Annotated in this window: 7 protein-coding genes and 1 pseudogene; 2 read left to right on the top strand and 6 right to left on the bottom strand. The window is 72.0% G+C overall.

All coding sequences use genetic code 11. The features are described from left to right. The coding region (locus tag AB0H81_RS41160) for an FAD-dependent oxidoreductase (RefSeq protein ID WP_358386774.1) at window positions 1-488 on the bottom strand (488 nt) is incomplete at its 3' end. Between the two features lie 20 nt (window positions 489-508). Next, window positions 509-1,180 (bottom strand): annotated as a pseudogene (locus tag AB0H81_RS41165) (amino acid ABC transporter ATP-binding protein); the annotation flags it as partial. A gap of 339 nt (window positions 1,181-1,519) precedes the next feature. On the opposite strand from AB0H81_RS41165, the gene AB0H81_RS41170 reads away from it, so the two are divergent. After that, window positions 1,520-6,985 (top strand): carboxyl transferase domain-containing protein, encoded by a 5,466-nt coding sequence (locus AB0H81_RS41170; protein WP_358386777.1) that lies wholly within the window; start codon window positions 1,520-1,522, stop codon window positions 6,983-6,985. Between the two features lie 21 nt (window positions 6,986-7,006). On the opposite strand, the gene AB0H81_RS41175 is transcribed toward AB0H81_RS41170, so the two are convergent. After that, window positions 7,007-7,876 (bottom strand): AraC family transcriptional regulator, encoded by an 870-nt coding sequence (locus tag AB0H81_RS41175; RefSeq protein ID WP_358386783.1) that lies wholly within the window; start codon window positions 7,874-7,876, stop codon window positions 7,007-7,009. Between the two features lie 93 nt (window positions 7,877-7,969). On the opposite strand from AB0H81_RS41175, the gene AB0H81_RS41180 reads away from it, so the two are divergent. After that, window positions 7,970-8,761 (top strand): phytanoyl-CoA dioxygenase family protein, encoded by a 792-nt coding sequence (locus AB0H81_RS41180; protein WP_358386786.1) that lies wholly within the window; start codon window positions 7,970-7,972, stop codon window positions 8,759-8,761. A 96-nt stretch (window positions 8,762-8,857) separates the two neighbouring features. Here the strand turns inward: AB0H81_RS41180 and AB0H81_RS41185 are convergent, their stop codons facing one another. The 3 genes from AB0H81_RS41185 to AB0H81_RS41195 all read right to left on the bottom strand — a co-directional run. Next, entirely contained in the window at window positions 8,858-9,415 is a 558-nt protein-coding gene (locus AB0H81_RS41185; protein WP_358386789.1) for an N-acetyltransferase, read from the bottom strand. A 182-nt stretch (window positions 9,416-9,597) separates the two neighbouring features. Then, on the bottom strand, window positions 9,598-9,798 hold the full coding sequence (locus AB0H81_RS41190; protein ID WP_358386792.1) for a hypothetical protein: 201 nt from the start codon (window positions 9,796-9,798) through the stop codon (window positions 9,598-9,600). A gap of 121 nt (window positions 9,799-9,919) precedes the next feature. Further along, window positions 9,920-10,565: TOBE domain-containing protein (locus tag AB0H81_RS41195; RefSeq protein ID WP_358386795.1), on the bottom strand; the 646-nt coding region annotated here is incomplete at its 5' end.

The raw sequence follows: 10,565 nt of genomic DNA on the forward strand, positions 1-10,565 counted from the left end.
CGCCGGGCCGCGTCGACGGCCGCGGTGACGCAGGCTTCGGGCCGCAGCACCCCGGCGCCCGGCTCGTACACCGCCACGTCGTCGTCGTACGCCGCGTGCTGCGGGAAGCGGCGGCGCAGCTCCCCCACGTCCAGCAGCTCGTGCTCGACCTGTCCGGCGGCCGCGCAGGCCAGCGTGTCCTTGAGCAGCGGGCCGTGCTCGGTGCCGATGACGAGCCCGCCCGAGCGGGTGAACAGCGAGACCCCGCTCTCCCGCTCCAGCCCGTGGACCAGGTCGAGGGACCGGCGGGCCAGCGGCACGTACTCCTTGCCCTCGAACAGGATCTGCCGGTAGATGCGCGACCCTCCGTGGGAGGAGCCGCGGGCATGGCCCACGCCGAACTGCTCGACCCCGATGACCGAGGCCCCCTTCGCCGCCGCCTGCCAGGCCGTCATCGATCCCATGGCGCCGAGCCCGATCACGATGACGTCGGCACGGGTTGCCTTCATAGGTGTTGCTCCAATGGTGGTTACAGCACTTTCGACAGGAATGACTGGGTTCGCTGGTGCCGAGGGTTGGTCAGGACCTCGCGCGGGTGACCCGCCTCGACGATCACACCATCGTCCATGAATACCAGCGCGTCCCCGACCTCACGGGCGAAGCCCATCTCGTGGGTGACCACGATCATGGTCATGCCTTCGCGGGCCAGCCGGCGCATCACGTCGAGGACCTCCCCGACGAGCTCGGGGTCGAGGGCCGAGGTGGGCTCGTCGAAGAGCATCAGCTTCGGCCGCATCGCCAGCGCCCGCGCGATGGCGACGCGCTGCTGCTGCCCGCCCGACAGCCGGTTGGGATAGGCATGCAGCTTCTCCGCCAGGCCGACCCGGCCCAGCAGTTCCTCCGCGTGCGCGACGGCCGTGGCCCGCGGCTCCTTCTTGACCAGGCAGGGGCCGAGGATGACGTTCTCCAGGACGGTGTAGTGCGGGAAGAGGTTGAAGTTCTGGAATACCATGCCGATCTGTGCCCGCTGCCTGCACACCTCCTTGTCGTGCAGCTCGTGGAGCGCGTCTCCGTCCTGGCGGTAGCCGATGAGCTCGCCGTCGACCCAGAGCCGGCCACGGTTGATGGTCTCGAGATGGTTGATGCAGCGCAGGAACGTGCTCTTCCCGGACCCGGACGGACCGACCAGGCACAGGACCTGCCTCCCAGACCCAGGCCGCCCAGACTAGCCGGACGTCCTGTTCCACGACGGCATTCGGCCGACGGCGGCGCGAGCTGGCTCTAGATCACCAGCTCGGGGATCTGTCATGACCGTCCACCAGCGCAGAAGGCGACCGATCCCAGCGCCCCGGGCCATTCATCGTCGGTCGGGACGCGGCGGTGCGCCGATGGCTTTTGGTGGCTTTCCCACAACTGGAGCGGCCTGGCGTGCGATGTCTGCGACATGGCGCTGCGGGCGGGTAAGCGGAAGGGTGAACAATGCTGGGGGGCCGCCGTGCAGCGGCGGGCACATCGTCGTCTACAGGAGGGCTTGGGTCGCGTGTTCAGTCGTGTCGCCATCGTCAACCGGGGTGAGGCCGCCATGCGGCTCATCCACGCCGTTCGGGACATCGCCGCGGAGACCGGGACACGGATCGAGACCGTCGCCCTGCACACCGACGTGGACCGCACCGCGAGGTTCGTGCGCGAGGCCGACATCGCCTACGATCTCGGTCCCGCGTCCGCGCGCCCGTACCTCGATCTGAAGGTGCTGGAGCGCGCGCTGGTGGAGACCGGGGCCGACGCGGCGTGGGTCGGCTGGGGCTTCGTCGCGGAGGACCCGGCTTTCGCGGAGCTGTGCGAGAAGGTCGGGGTCACCTTCGTCGGACCGAGCCCCGAGGCCATGCGCAAGCTCGGCGACAAGATCGGCGCGAAGCTGATCGCCGAGGAGGTCGGCGTGCCGGTCGCGCCGTGGAGCCGCGGCGCGGTCGAGACCCTGGACGCCGCCCTGGTGGCGGCGGCCGAAATCGGCTACCCGCTGATGCTGAAGGCGACCGCGGGCGGCGGCGGGCGCGGCATCCGCGTGATCACGAACGAGGCCGAGCTCGCTGACGCCTACGAGCGCACCAGCCAGGAGGCGGCGCGGGCGTTCGGCAGCGGCGTCGTGTTCCTGGAGCGCCTGGTCACCGGCGCCCGGCACGTCGAGGTCCAGGTGATCGCCGACGGCGAGGGGACGGCGTGGGCGCTCGGCGTCCGCGACTGCTCGGTGCAGCGGCGCAACCAGAAGGTCATCGAGGAGTCGGCGTCGCCGGTGCTCAGCTCCGCGCAGACGGCCGAGCTCAAGGCGTCGGCCGAACGGCTGGCGGTCGCGGTCGGCTACCGCGGCGCGGCGACCGTCGAGTTCCTCTACCACCCCGGCGACAAGCTGTTCGCGTTCCTCGAGGTCAACACCCGCCTGCAGGTCGAGCACCCGATCACCGAGTCCACCACCGGGTTCGACCTGGTCAAGGCACAACTGCGGGTGGCGTCCGGCGGCAGGCTCGAAGGCGAGCCGCCGGTGGAGCGCGGGCACGCCATCGAGGCCCGCCTGAACGCCGAAGACCCCGACCGCGACTTCGCGCCCTCCCCCGGCCGCATCGCGCGGCTGGACCTGCCCGCCGGGCCGGGCATCCGCGTGGACACCGGCGTCAGCGAGGGCGACACCATCCCCGCCGACTTCGACTCGATGATCGCGAAGATCATCGCCTACGGCCGGGACCGCGACGAGGCGCTCGGCAGGCTGCGCCGGGCGATGGCGCAGACCACGGTGATCATCGAGGGTGGCGCGACGAACAAGAGTTTCGTGCTCGACCTGCTCGACCAGCCGGAGGTGATCGACGCCAGCGCCGACACCGGCTGGATCGACCGCGTCCGCGGCGAGGGCAGGCTCGTCTCGCACCGGCACTCCGCCGTCGCGCTGGCGGCGGCCGCCATCGAGGCGTACGAGGAGGAGGAACGCGCCGAGCGCCAGCGGCTGCTGTCGACGGCCTTCGGCGGACGCCCGCAGGTGCAGCACCAGAGCGGCCGGCCGCTGGACCTCAAGCTGCGCGGCGTCGGCTACCGGGTGCGCGTCGCGCGGGTCGGCCCGCACCGGTTCCGCGTCGGCCTCGAAGCGGGCGGCGACGTCCACACCGCCGACGTCGAGCTCGACCGCTTCGACCAGCACACCGGGCAGATCATCGTCAACGGCACCCGGTACCGCCTGCTCACCGGCACGCACGGGCCGATCCACCTGGTCGAGGTGGACGGCGTGACGCACCGGGTGAGCCGCGACGAGGGCGGTGTCGTCCGCTCGCCCGCGCCCGCGCTGGTCGTCGCCACGCCGTTGAAGGTCGGCGCCGAGGTCGAGGCGGGCGCGCCGGTGCTGGTGCTGGAGAGCATGAAGATGGAGACGGTGCTGCGGGCGCCGTTCAGGGCACGGCTGAAGGAGTGCGCCGTGTCCGTGGGCAGCCAGGTGGAGACCGGCGCGCCGTTGCTGCGGCTGGAGCCGCTCGCCGACGCCGGCGCCCAGGCCGAGGACACCTCGGCCGCGGCGGCCGTCCACCTCGACCTGCCCGCCGTGCCCGCGCAGATCTCGGCGCGGGCGCGCGCCACCCGCGGCCAGGAGGATTTGCGCAGCCTGTTGCTGGGCTTCGACGTCGACCCGCACGACGAACAGCGGGTCCTCGACGACTACCTCGCGGCGCGCCAGGCGGTCATCGAGGACGGCCACCGGCCGCCGGCCGAGGAGCTCGACCTCATCGAGGTGTTCACCGACCTCGCCGAGCTGAGCCGTAACCGGCCGGCGGGTGAGGACGGCGGCGGCGACGACCACGTGCACAGCCCGCGCGAGTACTTCCACACCTACCTGCAGAGCCTCGACGTCGAGCGGGCCGGGCTGCCGCAGACGTTCCAGGTCAAGCTCGCCAAGGTGCTCAGGCACTACGGCGTCACCGAGCTGGAGCGCACCAAGGAGCTCGAGGCCGCGGTGTTCCGGATCTTCCTGGCCCAGCAACGCGCGTCCGCCGACGCCACGGTCGTCGCGACCCTGCTGCGCGCCTGGCTGCGGGAGACGCCGCCGGACGAGGCGCTGCGCGAGCCCGCCGGTCTCGCGCTGGAACGGCTGCTGGCCGCGACGCAGGTCCGCTTCCCCGTGGTCTCCGACCTCGCGCGCGGCGTGGTGTTCGCCTGGTTCGGCCAGCCGCTGCTCCGCCGCAACCGCGCCCGCGTCTACGCCGGCGTCCGCAAGCACCTGCGTCACCTCGACGCGCACCCGGACGCGCCGGACCGCGCCGAGCGCATCGCCGAGATGGTACGCAGCACCGAGCCGCTGGTGCGCCTGCTCGGCCAGCGCCTGGTCCGCGACGACCTGGACAACGCGATCATGCTGGAGGTGCTGACCCGGCGCTACTACGGCAACAAGGAGCTGACCGGCGTCCGCACCAGCGAGGTCGCGGGCTGCGCGTTCGTGATCGCCGAGCGCGTCGGCTCGTGCGTGGTCTCCTCCGCGGTGAGCTTCGAGGCGCTGGGCGGCGCGCTGCGCGGGCTGGCGGAGCTGGCCGGCGGCGAGGACGCCATCGACGCCGACATCTATCTCGTCTGGGAAGGACAGCCCGAGGACTCCGACGCGATGGCGGCCGCGCTGCACGAGGTCGTCGCCGCGCACCCGCTGCCGGACCAGGTCCGCCGGATCACCGTCACCCTCGCGGGCCGTGGCGGGGCGGTGATGCACCACCACTTCACCTTCCGCCCGTCGCCCACCGGGATGACCGAGGAGCGGCTGATCCGCGGCCTGCACCCCTACATCGCGCAGCGCATGCAGCTGGAACGGCTGAGCAAGTTCGACCTCACCCGGCTCCCGTCCTCGGACGAGGAGGTCTACCTCTTCCGGTGCGTGGCGCGGGAGAACCCGTCCGACGACCGCCTCGTCGCGTTCGCGCAGGTGCGTGACCTGACCGAGCTGCGTGACCACGACGGCAGGCTGGTCGCGCTGCCCACGGCCGAGGACGCCGTCGCCGCCTGCGTCGACTCGATCCGGCGCGCGCGGTCGCGGCGGCCGTCGAAGAAGCGCTCCGACACCAACCGGATCGTGATCTACGTCTGGCCGCCCAGCAACATCACCCGGGCGGAGATCGAGATGATCGCCCGGCGCGTGCTGCCCACGACCACCGGCGCCGGTCTGGAGGAGACCCTGTTCATCGCGCGGCAGCGCGACCCGGAGACCGGCGAGCTCATCAAGATCGCCGTGCGCATCTCGCTCGACGCCACCGGCCGCCCCGAGCTGACCATCGGTGAGCCGTCGAACGACCCGATCGAGCCGCTGGACGACTACCGGCAGAAGGTGCTGCGCGCGAGCAGCCGCAACACGGTCTACCCGTACGAGCTGACCCGCATGCTCGGCGACTTCGCCGAACACGACCTCGACGACGACCACGCGCTGGTGCCGGTCGAGCGGCCGAAGGGGCGCAACACCGCGGCGATCGTCGCGGGCGTGGTCACCACGCCGACCCCCCGGCACCCCGAGGGCATCACCAGGGTCGTGCTGCTCGGCGACCCGACGAAGTCGCTCGGCGCGCTGTCGGAGCCGGAGTGCCGCCGGGTGATCGCCGCGCTGGACCTGGCCGAGCGGATGCGGGTGCCGCTGGAGTGGTACGCGCTGTCGGCCGGCGCCCGGATCTCGATGGAGTCGGGCACGGAGAACATGGACTGGGTGGCCGCGGCGCTCAAGCGGATCGTGGAGTTCACCCAGGACGGCGGCGAGATCAACATCGTGGTCGCGGGCATCAATGTCGGCGCGCAGCCGTACTGGAACGCCGAGGCGACGATGCTCATGCACACCAAGGGCATCCTGGTGATGACGCCGGACTCGGCGATGGTGCTCACCGGCAAGCAGTCGCTCGACTTCTCCGGCGGCGTCTCGGCCGAGGACAACTTCGGCATCGGCGGTTACGACCGCGTGATGGGCCCCAACGGGCAGGCCCACTACTGGGCGCCGAACCTGGCCGCCGCGCGGGACGTGCTGATGTCGCACTACGACCACACCTACGTCGTGCCCGGCGAGCAGGGGCCGCGGCGGGCGGAGACGAGCGACCCCGTCGACCGCGACATCTCCGGCTTCCCGCATTCCGTGGAGGGCAGCGACTTCACCACCGTCGGCGAGATCTTCTCCGCCGTGGCCAACCCGGACCGCAAGAAGCCGTTCGACATCCGTACGGTGATGCGGGCGCTGTCCGACCAGGACCATCCGGTGCTGGAACGGTGGGCGGGCATGGCCGGCGCGGAGACCGCGGCGGTGCAGGACGTGCATCTCGGCGGCATGCCGGTGTGCCTGCTCGGCATCGAGTCACGGTCGGTGCCGCGGCGCGGCTTCCCGCCCACCGACGGCCCGGACACCTACACCGCGGGCACGCTGTTCCCGCGGTCGTCGAAGAAGGTCGCGCGGGCGATCAACGCTGCCAGCGGCAACCGGCCCCTGGTGGTGCTGGCGAACCTGTCGGGCTTCGACGGCTCACCCGAGTCGATGCGCAAGCTGCAGCTGGAGTACGGCGCCGAGATCGGCCGCGCGATCGTGAACTTCCGCGGTCCCATCGTGTTCTGCGTGATCTCGCGCTACCACGGCGGCGCGTTCGTGGTGTTCTCCAAGGCGCTGAACCCGAACATGACCGTGCTCGCGCTGGAAGGCTCCTTCGCCTCGGTGCTCGGCGGCGCCCCCGCGGCCGCGGTGGTGTTCTCCGGCGACGTCAACGCCCGCACCGCGGCCGACCCGCGCGTACGCGACCTGGAGGCCCGCGTCGCGGCCGCCTCCGGCGCCGACCGTGCCGCGTTGACCGCGGAGCTCGACGAGCTCCGGGCGTCGGTCCGCGCGGAGAAGCTCGGCGAGGTGGCCGCGGAGTTCGACCGCGTGCACGACATCCGGCGCGCGGTCGAGGTGGGCTCCGTCGACGCCGTCATCCGCGCCGCGGAGCTCCGCCCGAGGATCATCGAGGCCATCGAGTCCCGCCTGGGCTGAGGCTGGATCGCCGAGGGAGGGTCAGGGCCGGGAGGCTGATCGGCTGCGTCGCCGGTACTCGGTGGGGGTCAGCCCGACCAGCGTCCGGAAGCGGCGGGCGAAGTACGTCGGGTCGTCCCAGCCGACGGCGGCGCCGACCCGGGCGGCCGGCAGGTTCGAGTGCGCCAGCAACGTGGCGGCGCGCTCGGCCCGCAGCCGGGCCAGGAAGCCCAGCGGCGTCAACCCGACGTCCTGCCTGAACAGCCGGCCGAGATAGGCGGGATCCAGGTTGACCGCCGCGGCGAGATCATCCAGCCGCCACGGGTGGGCGGGCGCCGCCTCGAGCCGCGCGACGGTGGCGGCGACGGCGGGGTGGACGGCAGGCTCGAGCGACTCCCCTGCGGGGTCACGGCCGTCGGCCAGGACGCCGAGCACGGTGACCAGCCGGCCCAGCACGCGGCCCGGCCGGCCCTGGCCGGCTCCGAGATCCCGTTCGAGGAGGCTGATCTCCGCGATGGCCTCCTCGGCGGCGGCCGGATCGACCGTCGTGACCGCCACTCCGTGCGTGCCGGACGCCACCGGATCCGTCCACAACATCCGGCGCAGCATCGGGAGGTCGTGCAGGGCCGCCAGTTCGGCCCGTAGCGCCTGGGCGGACAGACAGCAGTTGGCGACGACCAGGCCGGCGCAGTCGCGGAACCCGTGCCAGGCGCCGGGGCGGAGCACGATGACCTGCCCGCGCCGCAGCGGCTGCTCGCCCTGGCTGGTCACGTGCCTGCCGCGACCGGCCCCGATCACCGCGATCTCGAGGAAGTCGTGCGCGTGCGGCTCGACGCCGGAGTTCAGGTGGTGGACGCCTCCCAGAACCGGCCCCCCGGCGAACAGCGCGTGCTCGTGCAGCGTGGAAGGCATGTCGGGATCGTACGACTGCTCGCCGGAATCGGCCTAGCCCCCGCCGGCGCACCACGGCGATGCTGGACGACATCCCCACCTTGGAGGTCAGTAATGGTGACGACCACGACCGAGCCGTCCGGCAGCGACGTCGACGCCGACGGACGGGTGTCCGACGCGCTTGTGGCGGCATACCGCGAACACGGTTTCGTACGAGTACGAGGCGTTCTCGCGCCCGACCAGGTCGAGCGCTTCCGGACCGGCGCCGAGGCGTTCCTGGAGGCGCATCGCGCGGAGAGCCTGGAGAAGCGGGGCGTCTTCAGCCAGCTCGTCAACGTCTGGCAACGCGACAGGACGCTGAGAGAGCTCACGTTCGATCCGCGGCTCGGCCGGATCGCCGAACAGCTCGCCGGATTCCGGCTGCGGCTCTGGCACGACCAGATGCTGGTCAAGGAGCCGCACAACAACGCCGCCACGGAGTTCCACCAGGACCGTCCGTACTGGCCGCACACGGGCGACCGGCTCCCGCTGTCGGCGTGGATAGCGCTGGTCGACGTTCCCCCGGAGCGGGGCTGCATGACCTTCCTGCCCGGCACCCAGGATCGCACCGGCCTGCGCCCGCAGGACCTCCACCACGAGGAGGACCTGTTCACGATGGACCCGTCGCTGCGCTGGATCCCCCGGGTCACCGTGCCGCTCCGCGCCGGCGACTGCACCTTCCACAGCGGCTACACCGGACACATGGCGCTGCCCAACCGCACCGGCCAGGCCCGGCTCGCGCACGTCACCATCTACATGGACGAGGCGACCCGCTACAGCGGGAGCGGACACGTCGTGACCGATCCCCTCGGGCTCGCCGCGGGCGACCGGCTGGACGGCGACACCTTTCCCCGCCCCTGGGCCTGACGCCCAGCGATCGCCCGGCTGGGCCGTTCAGCATCCGCCCCACCGCCGGGACGACATGGTCCTCGTACGGCGGCCTCGCCTTTCCCGGCCGGGACCTCACTTCCCCTGGTCGTCAGCGTCACGGAGACCGACGGCGTCGTGTTGCCAGAACGGCTGGGAGTAGACCAACGTCCCGGTCATCCACGGCTCGTACGCGGGAAACGTGAGGACTTGGAAGGCCGCGTCGGGAATGCGCAGCGACGGTTTGCGAAAGCCGTGGACGCCCCCCGGCTGGAAGCCGAAGCGACGGTAGTAGCCCGGGTCGCCTTCGAGGAAGACGAGGGGGACCGAGCGCTCGGCGAGCACCTCCAGGCCACGCCGGACCAGGGCCGATCCGACGCCTTGCCGTTGATGTTCGGGCGCCACGGCCAGCGGGCTGAGAACCTGCACCTCGACCAGCCGCCGTGGCGCGTCGAGCAGGCTCGGGGTGAACATGACGTGGCCGATGACCCTTCCGGCGTCCTCGGCCACGAGCGAGAGGCCCGTGTCAGGGGTGATCGTGCCGCGCAGGGTGTCCACGAGGTCGGCCACGACGGTTCCATGGTCACCGAACGCCCGCCGCTGCACCGTCCGCACGGCCTCGCCGTCGCCCTGCTGCTCATCGCGAAGATTCATCTCCCGGACAGTAGAGCACCGGTCCGTGGCCGGCAGCTGATTTTCCGGGACGACGGCACTCGGCGGGCGAGCGCCGTGTGGCGGGCGGAAATCGATGGTGGTCGGCCCTGTCGAAGGAGAAGGGCCGAAGACGGCGACGAGAGGGCCGCGGTGGCCGGGAACAAGGACGCCGCGGGCTCGGCTCACGGATGTCCGACGATGAGCCTGAGCGAGCCGAGGAACTCGGACTGCTCGCGCAGATGGCCATGGCGGTCGTCCCAGGCTCCGCTGTCGAGGTCACGCCGCAGCGTGTCGACGGCGCGGGCCTCCGCGGCGTCGTCGACGAAGCCCCACGCCGACTGCGACGCGCGGACTGCGAGGGCGACGGTCCGCACGGAGATCATCGCATCCGCCGCCTCCCCGCCCGGCGGCGGCCGGTCATGGGCGACGGGGGTGAGCAGGCCATGGCAGGGGCGCCCAGGCAGATGGCGTCGCGGTGGTGGTGGCCGTCCGGCGGGGGCTCGTTCATGCGGGGTAGGCGTGGGTCTCGGTGGCCTTGACCGAGGCCCAGATCGTCTGCCCCGGGGTCAGGTCGAGATCGGCCAGGGCGGCAGGGGTGATGTCGGCGAAGGCCGTGACGGGGCCCTCCAGATGGACGCGAACGTTGTCGCCGTGCCGCTCGATGCCGTCGATGCGCGCTCGCCAGAGGTTGCGCGGGCTGCCGTCCGGCCGGGAGCGGTACAGCGCCACGGCCGTCGGCGGGAACGCGACGAACACGGCTCCCTCCAGCGGGTCCGACGTGCTGATCGACAGCTCGCCGACCTTGACCCGCGACCCGTCGGCCACGCCGCGATAGAGGTTCAGGCCGACGAGGCGGGCGACGTAGTCGGTGCGGGGACGGCGGGCCACCATGGCCGGGGTGCCTTCCTGGACGACGGCGCCGTTCTCGATGACGATCAGCCGGTCGGCCAGCACCATGGCGTCCAGCGGGTCGTGGGTGACCAGCACGGTGGCGCCGTCGAAGTCGGACAGGTGGCGGCGCAGCTGGGAGCGGACCTCGAGGCGGGTGTGCGCGTCGAGCGCGGCGAGCGGCCGGCCGCCCTGTCCGAGATGAAGCGATCGATGTTGTTGAGCGCCGATTTGGTGGAACTCCGCGAAACTGTCGGTGGCA

The organism is Nonomuraea sp. NPDC050691 (genome assembly GCF_040654455.1).
In the GTDB taxonomy this organism is placed as follows: domain Bacteria; phylum Actinomycetota; class Actinomycetes; order Streptosporangiales; family Streptosporangiaceae; genus Nonomuraea.